The 23,618-nt window shown below is 72.9% G+C and carries 21 protein-coding genes; 7 read left to right on the forward strand and 14 right to left on the reverse strand.

Annotated elements, in window-relative coordinates:
* Positions 1-102: 102 nt before the first annotated feature.
* The 4 genes from dnaG to OHV05_RS09620 all read right to left on the reverse strand — a co-directional run bounded on the left by dnaG (position 103) and on the right by OHV05_RS09620 (position 5,174).
* Positions 103-2,004, reverse strand: coding sequence for a DNA primase (gene dnaG, locus OHV05_RS09605; RefSeq protein WP_405017293.1), 1,902 nt, complete (start codon positions 2,002-2,004; stop codon positions 103-105).
* Between the two features lie 9 nt (positions 2,005-2,013).
* Entirely contained in the window at positions 2,014-3,291 is a 1,278-nt protein-coding gene (locus OHV05_RS09610) for a deoxyguanosinetriphosphate triphosphohydrolase (RefSeq protein ID WP_405017294.1), read from the reverse strand.
* Between the two features lie 55 nt (positions 3,292-3,346).
* Positions 3,347-4,150 carry a sirohydrochlorin chelatase gene (locus OHV05_RS09615; RefSeq protein WP_405017295.1) on the reverse strand — a complete coding sequence of 268 codons (804 nt, stop codon included), beginning with the start codon at positions 4,148-4,150 and terminating at the stop codon, positions 3,347-3,349.
* A 94-nt stretch (positions 4,151-4,244) separates the two neighbouring features.
* Positions 4,245-5,174, reverse strand: coding sequence for an NADP-dependent oxidoreductase (locus OHV05_RS09620; RefSeq protein ID WP_405017296.1), 930 nt, complete (start codon positions 5,172-5,174; stop codon positions 4,245-4,247).
* A 109-nt stretch (positions 5,175-5,283) separates the two neighbouring features.
* Between OHV05_RS09620 and OHV05_RS09625 the strand changes: the two genes are divergently transcribed.
* The 6 genes from OHV05_RS09625 (at position 5,284) to nirD (ending at position 11,992) form a co-directional block, all read left to right on the forward strand.
* Positions 5,284-6,249 (forward strand): GlxA family transcriptional regulator, encoded by a 966-nt coding sequence (locus OHV05_RS09625; protein WP_405017297.1) that lies wholly within the window; start codon positions 5,284-5,286, stop codon positions 6,247-6,249.
* A 126-nt stretch (positions 6,250-6,375) separates the two neighbouring features.
* Positions 6,376-7,530: a ParA family protein gene (locus OHV05_RS09630; RefSeq protein ID WP_405017298.1), complete on the forward strand. Its 1,155-nt coding sequence runs from the start codon at positions 6,376-6,378 to the stop codon at positions 7,528-7,530.
* The gene (locus OHV05_RS09635) at positions 7,527-8,552 is read left to right on the forward strand and encodes a ParB/RepB/Spo0J family partition protein (RefSeq protein WP_405017299.1); all 1,026 of its coding nucleotides are present in this window, start codon (positions 7,527-7,529) and stop codon (positions 8,550-8,552) included. The genes OHV05_RS09630 and OHV05_RS09635 overlap by 4 nt, the downstream gene beginning before the upstream one ends.
* A gap of 136 nt (positions 8,553-8,688) precedes the next feature.
* Positions 8,689-8,943 carry a hypothetical protein gene (locus OHV05_RS09640; RefSeq protein ID WP_405017300.1) on the forward strand — a complete coding sequence of 85 codons (255 nt, stop codon included), beginning with the start codon at positions 8,689-8,691 and terminating at the stop codon, positions 8,941-8,943.
* 77 nt (positions 8,944-9,020) lie between these two features.
* Entirely contained in the window at positions 9,021-11,645 is a 2,625-nt protein-coding gene (gene nirB / locus OHV05_RS09645) for a nitrite reductase large subunit NirB (RefSeq protein ID WP_405017301.1), read from the forward strand.
* Positions 11,642-11,992, forward strand: a complete 351-nt coding sequence (gene nirD, locus OHV05_RS09650; RefSeq protein WP_405017302.1) for a nitrite reductase small subunit NirD — start codon at positions 11,642-11,644, stop codon at positions 11,990-11,992. Before nirB ends, nirD begins: the two co-directional genes overlap by 4 nt.
* Positions 11,993-12,158: 166 nt before the next feature.
* On the opposite strand, the gene OHV05_RS09655 is transcribed toward nirD, so the two are convergent.
* The 3 genes from OHV05_RS09655 to OHV05_RS09665 form a co-directional block, all read right to left on the reverse strand.
* A complete protein-coding gene (locus OHV05_RS09655) occupies positions 12,159-13,313 on the reverse strand; it encodes an IS701 family transposase (protein WP_405017303.1) in 1,155 nt (384 codons plus the stop codon).
* A 142-nt stretch (positions 13,314-13,455) separates the two neighbouring features.
* A complete protein-coding gene (locus tag OHV05_RS09660; RefSeq protein ID WP_405017304.1) occupies positions 13,456-14,331 on the reverse strand; it encodes an SGNH/GDSL hydrolase family protein in 876 nt (291 codons plus the stop codon).
* Positions 14,331-15,275: a proteasome assembly chaperone family protein gene (locus tag OHV05_RS09665; protein WP_405017305.1), complete on the reverse strand. Its 945-nt coding sequence runs from the start codon at positions 15,273-15,275 to the stop codon at positions 14,331-14,333. The genes OHV05_RS09660 and OHV05_RS09665 overlap by 1 nt, the downstream gene beginning before the upstream one ends.
* Before the next feature lie 644 nt (positions 15,276-15,919).
* Between OHV05_RS09665 and OHV05_RS09670 the strand changes: the two genes are divergently transcribed.
* Positions 15,920-16,639, forward strand: coding sequence for a GNAT family N-acetyltransferase (locus tag OHV05_RS09670; protein ID WP_405017306.1), 720 nt, complete (start codon positions 15,920-15,922; stop codon positions 16,637-16,639).
* A 40-nt stretch (positions 16,640-16,679) separates the two neighbouring features.
* Here OHV05_RS09670 and OHV05_RS09675 read toward each other — a convergent pair whose 3' ends face one another.
* The 7 genes from OHV05_RS09675 to ppdK all read right to left on the reverse strand — a co-directional run bounded on the left by OHV05_RS09675 (position 16,680) and on the right by ppdK (position 23,322).
* Positions 16,680-17,333: an MOSC domain-containing protein gene (locus OHV05_RS09675; protein WP_405017307.1), complete on the reverse strand. Its 654-nt coding sequence runs from the start codon at positions 17,331-17,333 to the stop codon at positions 16,680-16,682.
* Between the two features lie 43 nt (positions 17,334-17,376).
* A complete protein-coding gene (locus tag OHV05_RS09680; protein WP_405017308.1) occupies positions 17,377-18,288 on the reverse strand; it encodes an ADP-ribosylglycohydrolase family protein in 912 nt (303 codons plus the stop codon).
* 27 nt (positions 18,289-18,315) lie between these two features.
* Complete coding sequence (locus OHV05_RS09685) at positions 18,316-19,149, reverse strand: alpha/beta fold hydrolase (protein WP_405017309.1); 834 nt, start codon at positions 19,147-19,149, stop codon at positions 18,316-18,318.
* Between the two features lie 39 nt (positions 19,150-19,188).
* Complete coding sequence (locus OHV05_RS09690; RefSeq protein ID WP_405017310.1) at positions 19,189-19,491, reverse strand: transcriptional regulator; 303 nt, start codon at positions 19,489-19,491, stop codon at positions 19,189-19,191.
* Positions 19,488-19,949: a hypothetical protein gene (locus OHV05_RS09695; protein ID WP_405017311.1), complete on the reverse strand. Its 462-nt coding sequence runs from the start codon at positions 19,947-19,949 to the stop codon at positions 19,488-19,490. Before OHV05_RS09695 ends, OHV05_RS09690 begins: the two co-directional genes overlap by 4 nt.
* 81 nt (positions 19,950-20,030) lie before the next feature.
* The gene (locus OHV05_RS09700; protein WP_405017312.1) at positions 20,031-20,429 is read right to left on the reverse strand and encodes a ribonuclease domain-containing protein; all 399 of its coding nucleotides are present in this window, start codon (positions 20,427-20,429) and stop codon (positions 20,031-20,033) included.
* Between the two features lie 184 nt (positions 20,430-20,613).
* Positions 20,614-23,322: a pyruvate, phosphate dikinase gene (gene ppdK, locus OHV05_RS09705; protein WP_405017313.1), complete on the reverse strand. Its 2,709-nt coding sequence runs from the start codon at positions 23,320-23,322 to the stop codon at positions 20,614-20,616.
* Positions 23,323-23,618: the final 296 nt, after the last annotated feature.

The raw sequence follows: 23,618 nt of genomic DNA on the forward strand, positions 1-23,618 counted from the left end.
TGGTGCACCACCTGCGCCCGCGCGGCGGAGCCGCACATCAGCAGAGCCCCGAGCCCCTGACTCCGTAGCCGGATGAGCACCTGCCAAAGGTTGAGCAGGTGCCTAGAGGCCGGCGGAGCCGAGGGTGCGGAGGGACTGGGTGTACTGCTGGAGGGCCCAGAGTTCGCCCTGGACGGCGGTGAGTTGTTCGGGGGTGCCGCGGTTGCCCAGGCGCTGGAGCTGGGCGCGGACCTCGGCGACCCGGCGGTCCACCGCCTGGAGCCGGAGCTTGACCAGGAACTCGCCCGCGTAGATGACGTCGGGGGCCCGCCGGGTGCGGATCGGCTCGACGGTCAACTCGGTGACCAGGGAACGGACCTGGTCGTCGGGGCAGGCGTCCCGGACCGTCGTGGTGAAGTCCGGCAGGGTGGCCCCGTACGCGGCGCCACCGGCCTGCCGGACGGCCCGGCGGACGGCGGTGTACGGCGGGGTGGGGAACTCCTCGTCGCCGTAGTTGTCGAAGGCGGGGCTGACCAGGTCGGGGTGCTGGAGGGCGAGCTTGAGCAGCTCGCGCTCGACGAACTGGGCCGGGTCCTTGGGGTCCAGACGGAACAGCGGGCGGACCGTCGCGGTGGGCTCGGGCGGCCCGGGGCGACGGAGCTGCTGCCGCTGCTGCGGCGGGTTGTCGCGCTGCCAGCGGGCCAGCTGGGAGATCCGGCGGACCACGAACTGCTCGTCCAGGATGCCCAGCAGACCGGCCAGTTGGACGGCGTACTCGTGCTGGATCGAGCGGTCCTTGATCTTGGTGATGATCTTCGAGCCCTCCTCCAGCGCCGCCGCCCGGCCCTCGGCGGTGTCCACCCGGTGGCGTTCGACGGCCGAGCGGAGGGCGAACTCGAAGAGCGGGACCGGGTTCTCGATCAGCTCACGGACGGCGTCGTCGCCCTTGGCGAGCCGGAGCTCGCACGGGTCCATCCCGCCCGGGGTGATCGCGATCGAGGTGCGGGCGGCGAACTTCTGGTCGTCCTCGAAGGCCCGCAGGGCGGCCTTCTGCCCGGCGGCGTCGCCGTCGAAGGTGAAGACCGTCTCGCCCCGGTACTGGGAGGTGTCCATCAGCAGCCGACGGATGATCTTGATGTGGTCCTCGCCGAAGGAGGTGCCACAGGTGGCCACCGCGCTGGTGACGCCCGCCAGGTGACAGGCCATCACGTCGGTGTAGCCCTCGACCACCACCGCCCGGCCGGACTTGGCGATCTCCTTCTTCGCCAGGTCGAGGCCGTACAGCACGTTGGACTTCTTGTAGATCGGGGTCTCGGGGGTGTTCAGGTACTTCGGCCCGTTGTCGTCCTCGCGCAGCCGGCGGGCGCCGAAGCCGATCACCTCGCCGGTTGTGTCCCGGATCGGCCAGACCAGCCGGCCCCGGAAGCGGTCGATCAGGCCGCCGCGCTGGCCCTGCGAGGCCAGGCCGCCGGCCAGGATCTCCTTGTCCGAGAAGCCCTTGCCGCGCAGGTAGCGGACCAGGTGCTCCCAGCCCACCGGGGCGTAGCCGACCCCGAAGTGCTTGGCCGCCTCGGCGTCGAAGCCGCGCTCGGCCAGGAAGGTGCGGCCGATCTCCGCCTCGGGGGTCTCCAGCTGCTCCTGGTACCAGGCCGCGGCGATCTTGTGCGCCTCGACCAGCCTGGTCCGCTCGCCCTTCTGGTGCCGGGGTGAGTAGCCGCCCTCCTCGTACCGCAGGGTGATACCCGCCTGGGCGGCCATCCGCTCGACGGCCTCGGCGAAGGAGAAGTGCTCGATCTTCATCAGGAAGGTGATCGAGTCGCCGCTCTCGCCGCAGCCGAAGCAGTGGAAGACGCCCTTGCTCGGGTGCACGTAGAACGAGGCGGACTTCTCGTCGTGGAACGGGCAGACGCCCTTGAGCTGGACCCCGCCCCCGTTGGTCAGCTGGACGTAGTCGTTGACGACAGCGTCGATCGGCAGTGCGTTACGCACCGCTTGTACGTCTTCATCCCTGATCCGCCCGGCCACCTCGGAAGTCTACGGCCCCGGGGGGACAAGGCGGCCGTGCAGGGCGAGCGCGGAGGCGTCGGTGAGGGTGGCGATCTGGTCGATCACCGCACGCAGCGCGCCCCGGTCGTCCTCCGCCTCCTCGTACAACGCGGCGAACACCGGGTCCAGCCCGTACGGCGCCGTCCTGGCCAGGGTGTCGGCCAGCTCGGCGATCACGATCCGCTGCCGGGACCGGAGCTGGGCCTGCTCGTCGCGCTGCATCACGTACCGGACGGCGACCGCCTTGAGCACCGCGCACTCGATCCGCACCCCGGCCGGGACCACCAGCTCGGCGGTGTAGCGGGTGAGCGGGCCCGGGCCGTAGCGGGCCCGGGTGGCCTGCTCGGCGGCCAGGCAGAACCGGCCGATCAGCTTGCTGGTGAGGTCCTTCAGCCCGGCCCGGGCGCGGGCCGAGCCGTCGTACGTCCGGGGCCACCAGTCCTCGGCCTGGAGCCGGTCGAGCGCGGCGCCGAACTCCTCGGGCTCGGCCTCGGCGTACCGCTCGGCGATCTTGAACAGCTCGGCCCGCTCCTCGGCGGAGCGCAGCGCGGCCAGGTCGAGGTGGCCGGCCTGGATGCCGTCCTCGACGTCGTGGGTGGAGTACGCCACGTCGTCGGACCAGTCCATCACGGTGGCCTCGAAGCACTTCCGGTCGGCGGGCGCGCCCGTCCGCAGCCAGCGGAAGACCGGGAGGTCGTCGCCGTAGACCCCGTACTTGGTGGAGCCCGGGTCGGTCGGGTGCGCGCCGCGCGGCCACGGGTACTTGGTGGCGGCGTCCAGGGCGGCCCGGGTGAGGTTGAGGCCGACGCTGCGGCCGGGCCAGGGCGCCAGCCGGGCGGGCTCCTCGTCCAGCGGGGCGAACCGCTTGGGCTCCAGCCGGGTCAGGATGCGCAGCGACTGGGCGTTGCCCTCGAAGCCGCCGCAGGACTCGGCGGCCTGGTCGAGCGCCTCCTCGCCGGTGTGGCCGAACGGCGGGTGCCCGATGTCGTGGGCCAGGCAGCCGGCCTCCACCAGGTCGGGGTCGCAGCCCAGGGCCGCGCCCAACTCCCGCCCCACCTGGGCGCATTCGAGCGAGTGGGTGAGCCTGGTCCGGGGGAAGTCGCTGCGCATCGGGGCGACCACCTGGGTGGTGCCGGCCAGTCGGCGGAGCGCGGCGGAGTGCAGCACGCGGGCGCGGTCACGCTGGAACGCCGTCCGGCCGGGCCGCTTGTCGGGCTCGGGCACCCAGCGGGCTTCGGCGGCGGGGTCGTACGTGGTGTCGTTCATATACCAGCACCGTACGCCGGAGCGCGGACATTCTGGAGGAGGTGCGGCGTACGGGTCAGCGAACAGTGCCTGACCGTTCACGCCGGTCCGACGCTCCCGAGGTCGGCGTCACCGCTCCCCGAGCCCCGGCGAGGCTCGTCGACCGGTAGCGGGTGAGGATCAGGTCCACCATCGTCGGGTGGGCCCCCAGGGGCGCGGCGGTGACCCAGTCGCCGGCCGAGGCGGCGAGCCGGGCGAAGTCGCCCGGGGCGGTGAAGTACGAGGCGACGGCGACCCGGCGGTGGCCCTCGGCGGTGAGGCGGGCGACCGCCTCGGCCACCGAGCGGCCGCCGGTGACCGTGCCGGTGCGGACCGGGACACCGAGCCTGGCGGCCAGCAGCGCCGCCTGGGTCTCGGTGTCCTCGGCCGCCTCCGGGTCCCGGGAGCCGGCCGCGGCGAGCACCACGGCGTCGCCGTCCGGGCCCCAGCCGGCCTCGGTCAGACGGGTGTGCAGCAGTTGGGTGAGCAGCGGGTCGGGGCCGAGCGGGGGTGCGACCCGACCGCTGACCTGGGGTGCGGCGGCCAGCAGCGCGGGCAGGTCGACCTTGACGTGGTAGCCCCGGCTGAGCAGCAGCGGGACCAGCACGGCCGGGCCGCTCAGGCCGTCCAGCACCTCGGACAGCAGCGGGGCGTTCAGGCCCAGGTGGGCCACCCGGATGTCGAGTTCGGGCCGGGCAGCGGCCAGCCGGTCGGCCAGCCGCCGGACCTCGACCCGGGTGCCCGGGTCGCGCGAGCCGTGCGCGACCAGGACCAGGGCGGGACGGCGGCGGGCGTGCAGCACCCGGAGCGGGGCGGCCGGGCCTCGGGTCGGGATCGTCATGGGCCCAGCCTGCCGACCGGCTGTTTCGGCCCCGTTGCCCGGCCGTCACCGTTGATGAAACCGTCCTCACCGCGGCCGGGGCGGCCCCGGGAGGTCAGACCGCGGTCAGCACCAGCTTGCCCTGCGCGCGCCCGGCGTCCAGCAACTCGTGGGCCTTCGAGGCCAGTTCGAGCGGCAGTACGGTGTCCAGCACTGGCCGCAGCCGACCGGCCCCGACCAGCGCGACCAGCTCCCGCAGGCCGGTCTGGTCCGCCTCGACGGCCATGAAGGCGGCCCGCCTGCCGACCGCCGCGGCCTGCTCGGTCAGGTACGCCTCGGCCGGGGAGGCCAGCGAGACCAGGAAGCCGCCCTCCTTGAGCGCCCGCAGCGAGCGGGGGCCGTACCCGCCGCCGATGGTGTCGATCACCACGTCCACCGGCGCGGTCGCGGTCTCGAAGTCGGCCTCGGTGTAGTCGATCAGCTCGTCCGCGCCGAGCCCGCGCAGGAAGTCGTGCTTGGCCGCCCGGGCGGTGCCGATCACGTACGCCCCGCGCGCCTTGGCGATCTGCACCGCGAGGTGGCCGACCCCGCCGGCCGCGGCGTGGATCAGCACCCGCTGCCCGGGCCGGACGTCGGCGGTGTCCACCAGCGCCTGCCAGGCGGTCATCCCGACCAGCGGCAGGGCCGCCGCCTCGGTGTGGTCGAGCCCGGCGGGCTTGCGGACCAGGTGCCGGGCGGGCGAGGTGACGTACTCGGCGTAGGTGCCGGCGGCGACCGGGTGGCGCGGCATGCCGAACACCTCGTCGCCCGGAGCCAGCGTGGTCACCCCGATGCCGACCGCCTCGACCACGCCGGAGACGTCCCAGCCGAGCCGGACGATCCGGCCGTCCAGGCCGCCGCTCCCCCGGTGCCAGGAGTCGGTCGGGTTGACCCCGGCCGCGTGCACCCGCACCAGCACCTCGGCCGGGCGGGGCTCCGGGCGCTCCACCTCCACGATCTTCAGTACCTCGGGGCCGCCGAACTCGTCCTGGCCGATCGCACGCATCGTCATCTCCCTCGTCCCGGGCCGCCGTCCGGCCGCCCGACGACAAGATTTCCGGATCCGGCCGGGCGCAACGAGTGGCAGGAATGCCGATATGTGCAAGGATCTTGCCATGCACCGTGTCGTGGTCCTGGCGCTGGACGGCGTCTACCCGTTCGAACTGAGCATCCCGGTCCGGATCTTCGGCACCGCCGAGGACCCGGCCGGCCGGCCGCTGTACGAGGTGGTCACCTGCAGCCTGGACGGTGCCCCGGTGGCCACCTCCGCCGACTTCACCATCACCGTGCCGCACGGCGCCGAGGTGCTGCGGACCGCCGACACCGTGGTCATCCCGCCGTTCGCCTGCGGCCCGGACGGCCTGCTGGACTGGCTGCCCGACGACCTGGCGGCCGCGCTCGCCCTGCTGCCCGCGCAGGCCAGGATCGTCTCGATCTGCACCGCCTCGTACGTGCTCGCCGCCGCCGGGCTGCTGGACGGCCGCCGGGCCACCACGCACTGGACCGAGGCCGCGCACTTCCAGCGCACCTTCCCGCAGATCGAGGTGGACGCCGACGTGCTGTTCATCGATGACGGCCAGGTGCTGACGGCAGCCGGGGTCGGCGCCGGGGTGGACCTCTGCCTGCACCTGGTCCGTCGCGACCACGGCAGCGAGATCGCCAACCGGGTGGCCCGGCTCTGCGTGGTGCCGCCCTGGCGCGAGGGCGGGCAGGCCCAGTACATCGACCGCCCGCTGCCCGAACCGGCCGCGGCGTCCACCGCCGCCACCCGGGCCTGGGCGCTGGAGCAGCTGCACCGCCCGCTGCCGCTGGCCGAGCTGGCCGGACACGCCCGGATGAGCGTGCGCACCTTCTGCCGCCGGTTCGGCGAGGAGGTCGGCATGCCGCCCGGCCAGTGGCTCACCCAGCGCCGGGTGGACCGGGCCCGCCGCCTGCTGGAGACCACCGACCTGCCGGTCGACCAGGTCGCCACCGAGGCGGGTTTCGGCACCGCCGTCTCGCTCCGCCAGCACCTGACCGGCACCGTCGGGGTCTCCCCGTCCGCCTACCGGACCGCGTTCCGCACCCGCGCGGCCGGCTAGCGCCGGTGTTGTCCGCGGACAACACCGGCCCGGTCGGTAGGCCGAACAGAACAGACAATCAGCCCAATTTCGTACATTGCGGTCGTGTCGCGCGATCTGACCACATCTCAGCGGTTAACTCCCCCCATGACCGCACAGAGTCCGTCCGATGACCGGGACAAGGTAGTCACCAGACTCCCCCCGCAGCTCCGGCGCGAGCTGAAGATCCGTGCCGCGACCGTCGGCGTCGCCGTCCAGGACGCCGTCACCGCAGGCATCCTGGCGTGGCGTCAGACCGCCGGGCCGCTCACCACCGTCGACACCGCCCGGGGCACCTCGTTCTCCACGTACGTGCCCTCCGACCTGTACCGGGGCTTCCGGGCCGACTGCTCCGAGCGGGGCATCCAGTACACCCAGGGCCTCGCCCAGTCGGTCCGGCTCTGGCTCGACAGCCACCCGCTCCCCCGGCGCGAGCGCACCGGCGCCGGGCCCCGCCGGATCGCGCTGGGCAACCAGAAGGGCGGCGTGGGCAAGACCGCGCTGTCCGCCGGGATCGCCGCCGCGCTGGCCGAGACCGGCTTCCGGGTCTGCCTGGTCGACTTCGACCCGCAGGGCCACCTGACCAAGCAGCTCGGCCACACCCACGTCCCGATCAAGGGCTGCAGCCTCACCAAGGCCATGGTCGGCGAGGGCGAGCACGATCTGCGCAGCATCCTGATCCGGATCGAGGGCCCCGGGCTCGGCGACCGGCTGCACCTCCTGCCGGCCTGCACCGACGGCTTCCTGCTCGACGCCAAGCTGGTCACCTCCCGCGAGGTCCGGGTCAAGGAGACCGCCCTGGAGAAGGCGCTGGCCGGTCTGGAGCAGGACTTCGACTTCGTGATCGTCGACTGCCCGCCCAGCCTCGGCTACGCGATGGACACCGCGCTCTACTACGTCCGCACCCGGGAGGCCGAGCCGGGCGGCCTCTCCGGCATCATCGTCCCGGTCCAGGCCGAGGACTCCTCCGCCGACGCCTACGAGCTGCTCCGTGAGCAGATCGACTCGCTCTGCGACGACCTCGACATCGACATCGCCGACCTCGGCTTCATCGTCAACCTCTTCGACTCCCGCAAGGGCTTCGTGGTGAAGTCCGCCCTCGAGGGCTGGGAGTCGATCGGCACCCCGCCCGTGCTGGCGGTCGTCCCGGACCTCAAGGACCAGCGCGAGGCGGTCCGGATGAAGCTCCCGCTGCTCAGCCACGCACCCGACAGCGAGCAGGCCGAACTGATGCGCACCATCGCCCGGAGGATCGCCCCGTGACCAGAGCAGCCGACCGTCTCGGCACCGGCGCCTTCGGCAGCCTGGCCCCCCGGAGCCCCCGCGCCGCCCGGAGCGAGCGGGGCCAGGCCAAGGCCGTCACCGAGGGCCTGATCCCCGCCTACGAGCTGCGCCGCCTCGACCTGGCCCGGGTGGTCCCGGCCGCCACCAACCCCCGGTCGGACTTCGGCAGCCACGAGTCCCAGGTCGCCCTCGGCGACAGCCTGGCCAAGCGCCAGCTGACCGCCTGCGTGGCGGTCACCAGGGAGGCGTACCTGCGGCTCTGGCCGCTGCACGCGGCCGAGCTCGGAGGCGCCGAGTTCGTCATCCTGAACGGCGAACGCCGGTACCGGGCCGCCCTGCTGGTGGGTCTCGCGCAGCTGGACTTCGTGGTCCGGGACGACCTGGCGGCCACCCGTGCCGACTTCGTCGACAACCTGCTGCTGGAGAACGAGGACCGCGAGGACTTCAACGTCATCGAACGGGCCCGGGGCATCAAGCACCTGCTGGACGAGTGCGAGGGCAACGCCGCCGAGGTGGCCCGCCGCCGGGGCCGGGACCGCTCCTGGGTCGGCAACCAGATCGCCCTGCTCACGCTGCCCGACGAGATCCAGCTGATGCTGATCGACGGCCGGATGGCCGAGCGGTACGCCCGCCGGCTGGCCCGGGCCGTCAAGGAGGACGGCGCGCTGACGGCCGCCGACCTGCTGGCCCTGGAGGCGCGGATCAAGGGTGACGAGAAGGCGAAGCGCGAGCAGGACCGGGCCCTGCTCGGCGTCGCCAAGGAGCGGCTGTCCACCGCCGGCCGGCCGGCCGCCCCGGAGGTGGTGTTGTCCGCGGACAACACGGGCCAGGCCGGCGCGCTCCCGCACCAGGGCAGCAGCCCCGCCCCCGGCGGCCCGGCAGCGGCCGAGCTGGTGGCCGCCCTCGGGGCCACCCCGACCGAGCAGGCGGCGGCCCTCCGCCGGGGGCTGGACGCGAAGGCGTTCACCGCCCTGCTGGACGCCCTCTGCGCGCTGGTCTGACAGCGGCCCGGGGGCGGGTCGGTCAGAGCCGGTCGAGGGCCCGGCCGAGCTGCTCCACCGTGTCCGCCCCCGGCGGAACTCGTCCTCGCCGCCCAGCAGTTCGCAGCGCCGGGCGGCGAGCTCCGCATGGCCCGGGGTGATCCGGCGGACGGCGGCGAGGCCCGCCTCGGTCGGCCGGCGCCCGCAGATCGCCGCGACCGGCACCCCGGCCTCGACGAACTCCCGCGCCTTCTTCGCCTACCGGGCCAACTCCTCGCCCTCGTACCGGAGTTCGGCCCCCGGCAGGATCGGCAACGCGCTGTCCCGGTCCGCGATCCGGGCTCACACCCGCCGCCCCCGCCGTTTGAGGCCGAAGTTCCGCCCGCGAAACAGCGCGGCCCTGGTCGGGTAACACCCGGGAACCAAGCTGGTCGGCAGGACAGCGCGAGCACCGCCGGATGCTGTGCGACGACCCCCGGAGGGCCCCCGATGACAACCACCCTGCTGCAAGCCGGCCCGATCACCAGCACCAGGCCCACTGTCGTCCTGGTCGGTTACGGCATGGTCGGCCACCGCTTCCTGGAAGCCCTGGCCGACACCGGTGCCGCCGACCGCTACCGGGTGGTCGTGCTCGCCGAGGAGCCCCGCCCGGCGTACGACCGGGTCGCGCTGACCTCGTACTTCGCCGGGAAGACCCCGGATGACCTGCTGCTCGGCGAGCCCGGCTTCCTGGCCGCACACGGCTTCGAGCTGCACCTCGACTCCCCCGTCACCGAGGTCGACCGGACCGGACGGACCGTCACCACCGCCGCCGGGCACACCGTGCCGTACGACGTCCTGGTGCTGGCCACCGGCTCCTACCCGTTCGTCCCGCCGGTCGCCGGCCGGGACGCCGAGGGCTGCTTCGTCTACCGCACCATCGAGGACCTGCACGCCATCGAGGCGTACGCGGAGGGCCGCAAGGTCGGCGCGGTGGTCGGCGGCGGGCTGCTCGGGCTGGAGGCGGCCGGCGCGCTCAAGGGGCTCGGCCTGGAGACCCACGTGGTCGAGTTCGCCCCGCGCCTGATGCCCGTCCAGGTGGACGCGGGCGGCGGTGCGGCCCTGCGCCGCACCGTCGAGGAGCTGGGCGTCACGGTGCACACCGGGGTCGGCACCGAGGCGATCGTGGTCACCGACGGCGCCGCCGGCGGGATGACCTTCACCGACGGCGGGCGGATCGACACCGACCTGGTGGTCTTCTCGGCTGGCGTCCGCCCGCGCGACCAGCTGGCCAGGGACTGCGGCCTGACGGTCGGTGAGCGCGGCGGCATCGCGGTCGACGCGCTCTGCCGGACCTCGGACGAATCCGTCTACGCGATCGGCGAGTGCGCCCTCGCGGCGGACGGCCGGGTGTACGGCCTGGTCGCCCCCGGCTACGAGATGGCCGCCACGGTGGCGCGGCAGCTCGCCGGGCAGGCCGCGAAGGAGTTCACCGGCGCCGACCTCTCCACCAAGCTCAAGCTGCTCGGGGTGGACGTGGCCAGCTTCGGCGACGCCTTCGGCAGCACCCCGGGCGCGCTCGACGTGGTCTACTCCGACGCCCGCTCCGGCATCTACCGGAAGCTGGTGGTCACCCCCGAGGGCGCGCTGCTCGGCGGCATCCTGGTCGGCGACGCGGAGGCGTACTCCTCGCTCCGCCCGCTGGCCGGCACCGGCACCCCGCTGCCCGTCCCGGCCGAGTCGCTGGTGCTCCCGGCCGGGGTCGGCGCGGCGGTCCCGCTCGGCGGCTCGGCGCTCCCCGACGACGCGGTGGTCTGCAACTGTCACAACGTCACCAAGGGCACCGTCCGGGCGGCGGTGACGGACCACCGGTGCACCACCGTGCCCGAGGTGAAGGGCTGCACCAAGGCGGGCACCGGCTGCGGCTCCTGCCTGAAGCTGCTCTCCACCCTGGTCACCGAGGAGCTGGCGGCGAGCGGCGTCGAGGTCGACAAGGGCCTCTGCCCCTGCTTCGCGCACACCCGCGCCGAGCTGTACGAGATCGTCCGGGTGAAGCGGATCGCGACCCACCGCCGGCTGCTGGCCGAGCACGGCCGGCTGACGGGCGAGGGCTGCGAGGTCTGCAAGCCCACCGTCGGCTCGATCATCGCCTCGCTGGCCCCCGAGCTGGCCGCCTCCGGGCACATCCTGGACGGCGAGCAGGCGGCGCTCCAGGACACCAACGACCACTTCCTGGCCAACCTCCAGCGGAACGGCTCCTACTCGGTCGTCCCGCGCATCCCGGGCGGCGAGATCACCCCCGAGAAGCTGATCGTGATCGGCGAGGTGGCCCGGGACTTCGGGCTCTACACCAAGATCACCGGCGGCCAGCGGATCGACCTGTTCGGCGCCGCCGTCGACCAGCTGCCACTGATCTGGTCCCGGCTGGTGGCGGCCGGCTTCGAGTCCGGCCACGCGTACGGGAAGTCCCTGCGCACCGTCAAGTCCTGTGTCGGGTCCACCTGGTGCCGCTACGGCGTGCAGGACTCGGTGGCGATGGCGATCCACCTGGAGCTGCGCTACCGGGGCCTGCGCTCACCGCACAAGCTCAAGTCGGCGGTCTCCGGCTGCGCCCGCGAGTGCGCCGAGGCCCGGGGCAAGGACTTCGGCGTGATCGCCACCTCGAACGGCTGGAACCTCTACGTCGGCGGCAACGGCGGCGCCACGCCCCGGCACGCCGACCTACTGGCCCAGGACCTCACCGACGAGGAGCTGATCCGGCTGGTCGACCGCTTCCTGATGTTCTACATCCGCACCGCCGACCGGCTGGAGCGCACCTCCGCCTGGCTGGAGCGGATCGACGGCGGCCTGGAGCACGTCCGGCGGGTGGTGGTCGAGGACAGCCTCGGCCTCGCCGCCGACCTGGAGGCCCTGATGGCCCGGCACGTGACCGACTACCAGGACGAGTGGGCCGCCACCCTGGCCGACCAGGACCGCCTGCAGCGCTTCGTCTCCTTCGTCAACGCCCCCGGCGTACCGGACCCGAGCATCCGGTTCACCCCCGAGCGCGACCAGGTCAAGCCCGACCTCGGCGTGCTGGCCACCGCCGAGGACCTGCTCGCCACCCTCTCCGCCGACCTCCTGGAGCTCCGATGACCACCGCCACCGGCACCGCCCGGGTCGAACTGCGGACCCCCGGCGGCTGGGTCCCGGTCTGCGACCGCGACCGCCTCACCCCGGGCCGGGGAGTCGCCGTGCTGCTCCCGGACGGCAGCCAGGCCGCCGTCTTCACCGACCGGCGGGGCGCCCTCTACGCGGTCGCCAACCGGGACCCGTTCACCGGCGCGTACGTGCTCTCCCGGGGCCTGCTCGGCTCCACCCCCGAGGGCCGGGTGTACGTCGCCTCCCCGCTGCTCAAGCAGCGCTTCGACCTCAGCACCGGCGAGTGCCTGGACGACCCGGCGGTCACCGTGACCGTCCACCCCGTCCGGGCCACCCCCTAGTACTGCAACCGCATCTGGGGGGTGTGTCCTCGGCGTTTGTAGTGGGATTTGCGGGCGCGGGCCTGGCTGCGTCGTCGGTAGCGTGACCAGTGCAGATGGTGGTCGTTGGCATGGTGATGGGGCACGACGGTGATGTGTCCCATCAGCCGGCGGATCTCCGGCACGCTCAGCGGTATGAGCTCGTCGCCTTCGCCGTCTCTTCCCCCCTTGCGGCTTCATGGGCGCGCAGGGCGGTCAGGTAGGCGAGGGCGGCCATGGACAGGGTGATGTGTCGGTACCAGGCCCGGTAGAGCCGTACCTGGTAGTGGTCCAGGCCGCACTCGCCCTTCGCGCTCTGGAAGCACTCCTCCACTGCCCACCTGGCCGCGGCAACCTTGACCAGGTCTTTCAGCCGGGTGGCGACCGGTCCGTAGCAGATGTAGTAGGCCAGTTTGGTGGGGTCACTGACGCTGCGTCGGGCCAGGACCCAGTGACCGAAGCCGTTCTCCCACTGGGGGCGGATCGCGATGCGGGCCCAGTCGTAGATCCGCTCACCGTGCGCGCCCTGGCCCGCGGACAGGCGCTTCCATGCCTGCCGGGGCAGGGCTGCGATCAACTGGTCCACCTGCACGTCCGTGTCGTGGGCGGTGACGACCGTGTCGTTGACCTTTGTGGCGAGCACGTGCGCGACCGCTCGTTCCTCCAGCCACGACCGCAGGTGCCTGACCTGCCCGAACGCCTCATCCGCGGTCACCCACGCGAAGGGGACACCAGCGTCGATGGCCCGCTGCAGCATCCACTTGAAGTGCTCGTTCTTGGTCGCGAAGGGGACTTCGTCCCCGATCCCCGCCGCCCGGCAGCGTTCACGGTCGTCGGTCCAGGAGGCCGGAACGTAGAGCTCACGGTCGATCAACGCCCGCCCCCTGCTTGAGGAGTAGGCCAGAAACGTCCCGATCTGACTGTTCTCGGTTCGGCCGGCCGTCCCGGTGTATTGCCTCTGGACACCCGCAGACTTCGTTCCCTTCTTCAGGAACCCGGTGTCGTCGCCGATCAACACACCGTCCCGGGCACCGATGCTCTCCACCACGAAGTCCCGCACATCGTCACGCACCGCATCCGCGTCCCACTCGGAGTGGTTGAGCAGCCGCTGAACGCCATCGGGACGCAACTGCCCGACCTGCTCGGCCACCGTCCAGCCGTTCTTGCGCTCCAACGGCGCGAGCAACCCGTTCAGGTAGTCCAGCGCCCGCTCACGGGGCTCCGACCTGCCGAAATGCCGAGCGAACCGGGCATGGAACCCGGCTATCCCCTCGGACCATGACTCAACCTGCTCAACCGTCAACCCATAGGCACACAGTCAGACCAACGAGCATCCACCCCCACAGTCACACCCAGATGCGGTTGCAGTACTAGACCCCGGTGGCCGTGGACAACGCCCTGATCCACGGCCACCGGTCCTGCCCCCGCCCTCGGACCGACCGGTCCTACTTCCGCCCGAGCTCCGCCAGCACCGCCGCGGCCATCCCTCGCTGGCCCGCCGCGTTCGGGTGCACCGGGGTCAGCCCCGCGGCCGGGAACGGCGGCTCGATCCAGCGGGTGTCCGCCGCCGCGCACATGTCGTGCCCGGCCACCGCGGTGTCCACGTACCGGGCACCGGCGGCCGCCGCCCGGCGCTTCAGCTCGGCGTTCAACTCCTCGGCCTTCCCGGTCAGATAGCTCACGTCGGCGGTCGCGGCCACCCGCCCGAGCGACTTGCCGCAGCCCGCCGGGTCGACCGGGAACAGCGCCGGGTAGCCGACCACGTACACCGCCGCCGCCGGGGCCCGCCGCCGGGTCTCGGCCAGCACCGCACCGAGCCGCTCGCCCGCCGTGGCGATCCGCCCGGTCACCTGGTCCGTCCCGTCGGCCGCCCGGAAGCTCCCCCGGCACCCCGAGCCGGTCAGCCCGGCCATCGCGCAGCGGCTCAGCACGTCCAGGAAACCGACGTCGTTGCCGCCGATCCCGAGCGTCACCAGCTTCGTCCCGGCCGACAGCGCGTCCAGCTGCGGCGGGGCCGAGGAGCCGCCGGACAGCTTCTGGGCCCCCGTCAGATCCGCCGTGGTGGCCGAGCTGCAGCTGACGTCGGTGAACTCCGCCACCCCGAGCTGCTTCGCCACCAGGGCCGGGTAGTTGACCGCCGACCGGCCACACCCGGCCGGGCCGCCGCCCGCCGGCGCGATGCCCGGGCCCGAGGTGTACGAGTCCCCCAGCGCCACGTACGGGCCCACCGTCGGCGGGGCCTGGGCCACCGGGCCGGGCCCGGACGCGGAACAACCGGTCAGCAGGGCCAGGCCCAGCAGACCGGTGAGAACCCGCCGCACTACTCCGCGCCGCGCTCGTGCTCGGCCAGGAACTCCTCGAACCGGCGCCCCAGTTCGTCCGCCGAGGGCAGGTCGCTGCTCTCCGCGAGCAGGCTCTCCCGGTCCTCGGCCCCGGCCACCGCGTCGTACTGGCTCTCCATGCCCCGGATCGCCGAGCTCAGCTCGCCGTCGCCCTGGGCCAGCTGCTCCTCGATGTCCGCGTACACCTCGCCGACCCGGTCGCGCAGCTCGGTGCCGGGCAGCACCAGGCCGCTGGCGGACTGCACCGCCTCCAGGATCAGCACGGCCGCGGCGGGGTACGGCGAGCGGGCCACGTAGTGCGGCACGTGCACCGCGAAGCCCAGCACGTCGTGGCCGGACTCGGCGAGCCGGTACTCCAGCAGCGCCTGGGCGCTGCCGGGCACCTGGGCCTGGTCGAACCACTTCGGGTAGCCCGCGGCCAGGTCGAGCCGGGTGCCGTGCGGGGTGAGGCCGACCGGGCGGGTGTGCGGGACGCCCATCGGGATGCCGTGGAAGTCGATCGCCAGCCGCACCTCGAAGCGGTCCACCAGCTCCCGGACGGCGGCCGCGAACAGCTCCCACTCGGTGTCCGGCTCAGGACCGGTGATCAGCAGGAACGGGGTGCCGACCGCGTCCCGGACCAGCTGGAGCAGGATCTCCGGCGGGTCGTAGGACGTCCAGCGCTCGCGGTCGAAGGTCATCGCCGGACGCCGGGCCCGGTAGTCCACCAGGCGGTCGTGGTCGAACCGGGCGACCACCTGCGGGGAGCCCTGCTCCAGCAGGTGGGTGACCACCTGGCCGCCCGCCTCGCCGGCGTCCATGAAGCCCTCGAAGTGGTACAGCAGCACCAGCCCGGCGGCGTCCGGGCCGGCCTCGGCCTTCGCGGCGGCCAACGCGTCCACGCCCTGCTGCTCCAGCCGGTACAGCTCCTTGGCATCACGCACCGCGCACCCAACCCCGTCCGTCTAGTCGTTCGTCTCGTCCGCTCAGTCCAGCACGTCCCGAACCCTCGGCATTCCCACTCTGCCGGGCCGCCGGTGTACGCGCGTGGCGAACGTCCGAGAATCATCGCATCCCTGAACGAAACCGCAGGTGAGGGCCCTGCCGAGGAGCGCGGGGCGGCATCGGCGGCGCGGGCCGGGAGACTGCGCGCCACGGATGACGCGCCGTGAAGTGACGCACCGCCCTCGGACGGGTATCGTCCTCTCGCTGCCTCGCATCGCCGCGTCGTCGTCACGTCGTTCGTCACGCCGTCGTCACGTCCCGGCCCGGTGCGGTCAGCCACCCCCACCGCACCTTGCCTTCACTTGGCCGCCTGTTTCTCTTCGCACTCTCTTAGCTCTCTCGGCCATCTCGCGGACACACACTGTCCCCTCGCTCATCCCTCGCCGGACCGGCCCCGTGGTTCCGTGTCCGTTCCGGCATCGCGCTGCCCGACTCCGGGCTGTCGCCGTCCCTCCGTACCGCCGGGCGTCTCCGGCGTACGCCGAGACCGGTGGCAGGCCCCCCGGAGCGGGGCGAACGTCCCCGCCCGAGTGCCGCTCCACGGTTCCCGGGCTCCTACGACAGCCGAAGGACCGACGGTTCCGTGCCCGTACCCGTAACCCTCATCGGCCGCACCGTGCGGCTGGAGCCTCTCGCCGAGCACCACGCCGAGGCACTCGCCGACGCCGGCGCCGAGGACCGTACGACCTACGCCTTCACGCCCGTCCCGCACGGCCTGGAGGCCGCCCGGGACTACATCGGGCGGGCGCTCGCCGACCAGGCCGTCGGCCGGTCGCTGCCGTTCGCCACGGTGGCGGTGGCGGACAACCGGGTGGTGGGCTCCACCCGGTTCCTGGAACTCGACTACTGGCAGGGCCCGGTGGTCTGGCCGCCGACCCCCGGTGTGCCGTACGGCGACCCGCAGAGCGCGGTGCCGGACGCGGCCGAGATCGGTGCCACCTGGCTGTCCGCCCGGGCCCAGGGCACCGGGATCAACACCGAGGCCAAGCTGCTGATGCTCCGGTACGCCTTCGAGCACTGGGGGGTGCGCCGGATCTCGCTCCGGGCCGACGCCCGCAACCTGCGCTCGCGCGCGGCCATCGAGCGGCTCGGCGCCACCTCCGAGGGCGTCCGCCGGGCCCACTCGCGCGGCCTGGACGGGGTGGTCAGGTCGACCGCCTTCTACTCGATCCTGGACGAGGAGTGGCCCGCCGTCCGCGACATCGTCGAGCTGCGGATCGCCGCCGCCAACTCGCCGAGCGCGCCGGACCGGGCCATCCCGCAGGAGTGCCTCAGACATGGCGCGCCGCTGATCACCGCCTAGTGCAGTGCCCGGCAAGGGCAGACCTTGCCGGGGCACGGCACTAGCTCTTCGGAGCCGTCCGACGACGGGCCAGCTCCCGGGTCTGCTCCGGGAGTTCGGCCACGTCCACCAGCCTGGGCAGCAGTGCGGGCTCGGTGGTCAGGGCCCGGAAGGTCTCGCCGATGGTCAGGTCGTGGGCCGGCCGGTACTCCACCGTGATCCGGTCCCCGGCCCGGATCACCCCGGGCTCCAGCACCCGCAGGTAGGCCCCGGGCAGCGCCCGCTGGGTGAACCGCTTCACCCAGCGCTGCTCGGCCAGCCAGTCGGCGAAGGTCGAGCAGGGCACCCGGGGCACCGTGACCTCCAGCAGCAGCTGCTCGCCGACCCGCCAGCGCTCCCCGATCAGCGCGTCGTCCACCGCGATCCCCCGGGTCGTCAGGTTCTCCCCGAAGCACCCGTCGGACAGCTCCCGCCCGAGCTCGGTCTCCCAGGCGTCGAGCACCTCCCGGGCGTACGCGTACACCGCCTGCAGGTCCCCGCCGTGGTTGGCGCTGTCGAAGATCGCGTCCCCGGCCAGGCCCGACCCGCTCTCCCCCGGCGCCCGCACCTCCACCGCCAGATCGGTCGGCCGCTTGTCGATTCCGGTGCTCCCGGTCTCCGGCTTGGCCGGGTTCGGTCGCGGGTGGGCGAGATTCACGGAGCGCAGATATCCCATGCGCCGCAGCGTACGGCGACCCTCGGCCCACCCGCAGCGTGATTTACCGGACCGGCGGCCGCCCGGCCGCCGACCCCGGCTCCGGGGTGGCCCAGGCGGGCAACGGTTCGGTGGCGGCCAGCCAGGCCGGCGGGATACCGTCGCTGCCGGTGTGCGCGGCCACGACGCCGCCGACGATCGCGGCGGTGGTGTCCACGTCCCCGCCGGCCGAGACGGTCTCCCAGAGCGCGGCCTCGAAGTCGCCCAGGTTCCGGGCCGCGGCCCAGAGCGCGAACGGCACGGTGTCGGCGGCACTGGTCCGGCTGCCGTTGCCGAGCACCCGAGCGGCGGTGCGGTGGTCCGGCTCCCCCAGCAGCGCGATCGCCTCGCCGAGCCCGGCGTGCACCGCCCCGGCCGGGGTGAGCCGCCGAACGGCCGTCAGGAAGTCGGCGGGGGTGGTGGGTTCGGTCCTGGCCCGGACGGCGTACGCGGCGGCCACCGCGACGGCGACCGCCCCGGCCACACCCTGCGGATGGGTGTGGGTGATCGCGGCACTCACCGTGGCGGGACCGACCACGGCGGCCGGGTCGGCCGCGAAGGCCGCGCCGAGCGGGGCCACCCGCATCGCGGCGCCGTTGCCGAACGAGCCCTGGCCGTCGAACAGTCCGGCGGCCAGCGCCCGGGCGTCGCCGCCCTCCCGGATCAGCCGGAGCAGCCGGTTCGCCGCCGGGCCGTAGCCCCGGTCGAAGTCGTGCCGCGTCGCGAAGGCGTGGGTGAGGTCGGCGCGGTCCAGCTCCCCGCGCTCGGTCCAGCAGGCGTGCACCGAGCAGGCCATCTCGGTGTCGTCGGTCCACGGCCAGGGGGCGGGCGGGGCCTGACGGTCGTTCAGGTACGGGCGGTTGGCGGGGACGAAGAACTGGGCGCCGAAAGCATCGCCGACAGAGAGGCCCAGCAGGGCCTGGTAGGAGGGAGTCATTGCGGACGATCCTGCCAGGCCCCCGGCTCAGCGGTCGAGGAATTCCCGGACGGCGGGCACGAAGCCGGCCGATTCGCCGACCCAGGGGAAGTGGCCGATCGCGGGCAGCACCGTGGACTCGCCGCTCGGGAAGGCGGCGGCGATCCGGGCCGCGAAGGCGGGGTTCGGGCTGCCGTCGTACGCACCGGCCAGCACCAGGACGGGCGCGGCCAGGGCGGCGAGCGCGGGCCGGGTGGCCTCCGGGTCGAAGGCGCCGTCCGCGTAGTAGAGGCCGGCGAGTTCGGGGTGGGCCTGGGTGGCGCGCTGGGCGACGTGCTCCTGTTCGGCGGCGCCCCAGCGGCCGTAGATCAGCGGGGCGAACCCCGCGAAGTCGAACACCCCCTGCTTGGTGGCCTCCAGGGCGGCCAGTGCCGCGGGGTGCCAGGGCTCACCGGCCGTCAGGGCGGCGGCCGCGGCCCGGTCGTCCGGCTCCTCGCCGAGCCCGAGCGAACCCGCCGCGGGGGTGACCAGCACCAGCCGGGAGATCCGCTCGGGGTGCCGGGCGGCGTACAGCGCGGCCAGGTCGCCCGCCGCCGAGTGGGCGAGCAGGTCGAAGGTGTCCAGGCCGAGGTGCTCGCGGAGCGCCTCGACGTCGTCGACCTGACGGTCACAGCGGTAACCGGCCGGATCGGCCGGGACGGCGGAGTCCCCGGTGCCGCGCAGGTCGAGCCGGATCAGGGTGCGGTGGGCGTCGAGGCCGCCCAGGTCGCCGAAGTACGCGGAGTCGCGCATCGGGCCACCGGGCAGGCACACCAGCGGCGCACCGTGGCCGGACTGGTGGTACGTCAGCACGGTGCCGTCGGGAGCGGAGAGAGTTGGCATGACCCGATCCTCTCCCGCGCCGGGAGCTGGGACAATCGACTATCCGCCGGCCGCCTCCGCGGCGGCGGCGGCCAGCTGCTGAAGCGCCGCCAGGTGTCCGGCCAGCGCGGCCCGGCCGGCCCGGGTGGCGGCCAGCCAGGTGCGCGGGCGCTTACCGACGTACCCCTTCTTGGCCTTGACGTAGCCGAGCTCCTCCAGGGTGGCGGCGGTCTTGCTCAGCACCGAGTCGGAGACCTGGCAGTAGTCCCGCACCGCGCCGAACTCGGCCTCCTGGCACCCGCCCAGGAAGGCCAGCACCATCAGCCGGGTGGGGTGGTGCAGGTTCGGGTCCAGTTCCGTCACCGGGTCTGCTCCAGCTCGCGGCGGATCTGCCGGTTGACCTGGAGCATGGCCAGCCAGAACGCCCCACCGGCGGTGGCGCCCGCCACCAGGCCCACCGGCAGCATCGGCAGCCCGCCCCACCAGCCCAGGCCGCCGACCGCCAGATAGGCCGCGGCGATCACCAGCACGGTGACCACCGCCAGCTTGGCGACACCCGGCCTCGGCCGCTGGGCCACCCCGCTGGACCGGGCGGCGATCGCGGCCAGTATCCCGATCAGCGGGGCCGCCATCGCGCAGCCGACGATCCGCAGCCACTCCACCTCGAACTGGATCGCGGCCCCGACGAGCACCCCCTGCACCAGGAAGACGGCACCGATCCCCGGCCCGTACCAGTCGGGCAGCGGTATCGGCCGCTCGGCGGCGGCGGTGGCCCGGCCGGCCAGTGCGAGTGCTTCGGCAGGCGTGAGCGGCTTGTCCATGGAATCCCCCTCGGATCGGCAAGTGGTTCCATAGTGACACTTACTTTCCTCCTTGGAAAGTAGTTTCTCGGCACCGGCCGCTCAGCAGCGCGCGTCGATCTCCTCGAAGCTGTCGTAGTGGTCCGCCGTCCAGTACTGCTCCGCCGCCGAACCGGTGACGATCCGTCGGGCGCCCCGGGTCGGCGAGCCCGGGGTGACCACGGTGTACTCGTGGTAGTAGTCGCCCTTCATCCGGGGCAGCCGCCCCTCCCGGTTCTCGAAGACGATCCCGTCCGAGCGGTAGGGGTACGGGCCGCCCTTGGCGATCAGCGCGAGGGTGTCCCTGGCCTGGACCGGGAGCTTGCTCCGGCAGACATCGGCGTACGCGGCGCCGGTCGGCACCCAGCCGGAGGCCGGCGCGGCGGCCTGCTTTCCGCTGCCGCAGCCGAACAGCCCGAAGGCCAGCAACAGGACGGCGAGCAGACGGTGGCGGCGTTTCATCCGCCCAGCATCCCGCCCCGCCCGTCCCGGAGGCGGACAAAACGCCGCCGGGGCGGGCACGGACGCCATTGTCCGTACCCGCCCCGGCTGCTTACGTACGGCGGCTCTCCTGCGCCGAGCTCCGCCGTACGCCCCTCCCCGTTGGAGGGGGTGCGGTCAGCGATGGGACCGCGCTGATCAGGGATCAGCGCGAGTCGCTGCCCGCGGTCTCGAGGGCGGCGCGGCCTGCCTCCAGGCGCGCCACCGGAATCCGGAAGGGGGAGCAGGACACGTAGTCCAGGCCCACCTCGTGGAAGAAGTGCACCGAGTCCGGGTCGCCGCCGTGCTCGCCGCAGACGCCGAGCTTGAGGTCGGGGCGGGTGGCCCGGCCGGCCTCGACGGCGTGCTTGACCAGCGCGCCGACACCGTCCCGGTCGATGGTCTCGAACGGGCTGACCCCGAAGATGCCCTTCTCCAGGTAGGCCGTGAAGAACGATGCCTCCACGTCGTCCCGGGAGAAGCCCCAGACCGTCTGGGTCAGGTCGTTGGTGCCGAACGAGAAGAACTCGGCGGCCTCGGCGATCTGACCGGCGGTCAGCGCGGCGCGCGGCAGCTCGATCATCGTGCCCAGCTTGATGTCCAGCGCCACCCCGGTGGAGGAGACCACCTCGGCGAGCACCCGCTCGCACTCGTCCCGGACCAGCTCCAGCTCCTGGACGGTGCCGACCAGCGGGATCATCACCTCGGGGCGCGGGTCACCGCCGGCCAGCTTGCGCTCGGCCGCCGCCTCCGCGATCGCCCGGACCTGCATCCCGAACAGGCCGGGGATCACCAGGCCGAGCCGGACGCCGCGCAGACCCAGCATCGGGTTCTGCTCGTGCAGCTTGTGCACCGCCTGGAGCAGCCGCAGGTCGTTCTCGTTCGGGTCCTTGCGGGCCTCGGCGAGCGCGACCCGGACCGACAGCTCGGTGATGTCGGGCAGGAACTCGTGCAGCGGCGGGTCGAGCAGCCGCACCGTCACCGGGAGGCCGTCCATCGACTGGAACAGCTCCAGGAAGTCGCCCTTCTGCAGCGGCAGCAGGGTGGAGAGTGCGAGCTCCCGGTCCTTGTCGTTGTCCGCCAGGATCAGGTGCTCGACCTCCTTGCGGCGCTCCTCACCGAGGAACATGTGCTCGGTGCGGCACAGGCCGATGCCCTGCGCGCCGTACCGGCGGGCGCGGTTGGCGTCCTCGGCGTTGTCGGCGTTGGCGCGGACCGAGAGCCGGCGGCGGACGTCGGCGTGCGACATCAGGCGGTGCACGGCCTGCACCAGACCGCCCTGGACGTCGGCGCCCGCGTGCAGGGTGCCCTCGAAGTACTCCACCACCGGGGAGGGCAGCACCGGCACCTCGCCGAGGTAGACCCGGCCGTTCGCCCCGTCGATCGAGACGATGTCGCCCTCCTCGATCACCTGGCCGTCGGAGGTGGTCATCCGGCGCCGCTTGGTGTCGACCTCGAGCTCCTCGGCGCCGCAGACACAGGTCTTGCCCATGCCACGGGCCACCACGGCCGCGTGCGAGGTCTTGCCGCCGCGCGAGGTGAGGATGCCCTCGGCCGCGATCATGCCCTCCAGGTCGTCCGGGTTGGTCTCCCGGCGGACCAGGATCACCTTCTCGCCCGAGCGGGACCACTTGACGGCGGTGTAGGAGTCGAAGACCACCTTGCCGACCGCCGCGCCCGGCGAGGCCGCGATGCCCCAGCCCACCTGCTTGGACTCGGCGTTCGGCGCGAACCGGGGGAACATCAGCTGGGAGAGCTGGCCGCCGGTCACCCGGTGCAGCGCCTCGTCCAGGTCGATCAAGCCCTGGTCGACCAGCTGGACGGCGATCCGGAACGCGGCGGCGGCGGTGCGCTTGCCGATCCGGGTCTGCAGCATCCAGAGCTTGCCGCGCTCGATGGTGAACTCGATGTCGCACAGGTCGCGGTAGTGCAGTTCGAGCTTCTGCATGATCGCCATCAGCTCGTCGTACGACTTCTTGTCGAGCTGCTCCAGGTCGGCCAGCTGGAGGGTGTTGCGGATGCCCGCCACCACGTCCTCGCCCTGGGCGTTGGAGAGGTAGTCGCCGTAGACGCCGACCGCACCGGTGGAGGGGTCGCGGGTGAACGCGACGCCGGTGCCGGAGTCCTCGCCGAGGTTGCCGAAGACCATCGAGCAGACGTTGACCGCCGTGCCCAGGTCGTTCGGGATCCGCTCCTGGCGGCGGTACAGGCGGGCCCGGTCGCCGTTCCAGGAGTGGAAGACGGCGTGGATCGCCAGGTCCATCTGCTCGCGCGGCTCCTGCGGGAAGTCCCGGCCGGTCTCCGTGCGCACGATGCCCTTGAAGGTCTCCACCAGCGCCTTGAGGTCCTCGGCGGTCAGGTCGAGGTCGTTCTCGGTGCCCTTGGCCCGCTTGGCCTCGTCCAGCGCCTCCTCGAACAGCTCGCCGTCGACGCCCAGCACGGTCTTGCCGAACATCTGGACCAGCCGGCGGTAGGAGTCCCAGGCGAACCGCTCGTTGCCGGACTGCGCGACCAGGCCGAGCACCGAGGCGTCGGAGAGGCCGATGTTCAGGACGGTGTCCATCATGCCGGGCATGGAGAACTTGGCCCCGGAGCGGACGGACACCAGCAGCGGGTTGTCGGCCTGGCCGAGCTGCTTGCCCATCTCGGCTTCGAGCGACTCCAGGTGGCTGCTGATCTCCTGGTGCAGCGAGGAGGGCTCGCTGCCGGTCTCCAGGAAGACCTTGCAGGCCTCGGTCGTGATGGTGAACCCCGGAGGGACGGGGAGGCCCAGGTTGGTCATCTCGGCGAGGTTCGCACCCTTGCCGCCAAGAAGGTCCTTGAGGTCCTTGTTTCCTTCGGTGAAGGAGTAAACAAACTTCTGCTCGGACGGCACGGGTCGTCTCCTCGCACACGGTTGCCCTGACGCCGGAGAACATACCCATTTCGAAGGCGCTGGCGCGCCCCCAACAGGCCCTACATGCCTAGGGGTGGCAGCCGACCCGACAGATCTAATGCCCGTCCAGGCGTTCACCTCTGTTGTCGAAATCGTCCGGCTGACGCTAGCAATCGTTCAATTCTTGAAGCCAACGAAACCTCAAGATCACACGAACCGGACGGAGAGTAGCGACAGATCGTCTGCCGTGTTGCCCCGGTTTGATTTCCTGCAGCCAGTCCGGCGGTTCGGTGCCC

Source organism: Kitasatospora sp. NBC_00070, assembly GCF_045041205.1.
Classification (GTDB): domain Bacteria; phylum Actinomycetota; class Actinomycetes; order Streptomycetales; family Streptomycetaceae; genus Kitasatospora.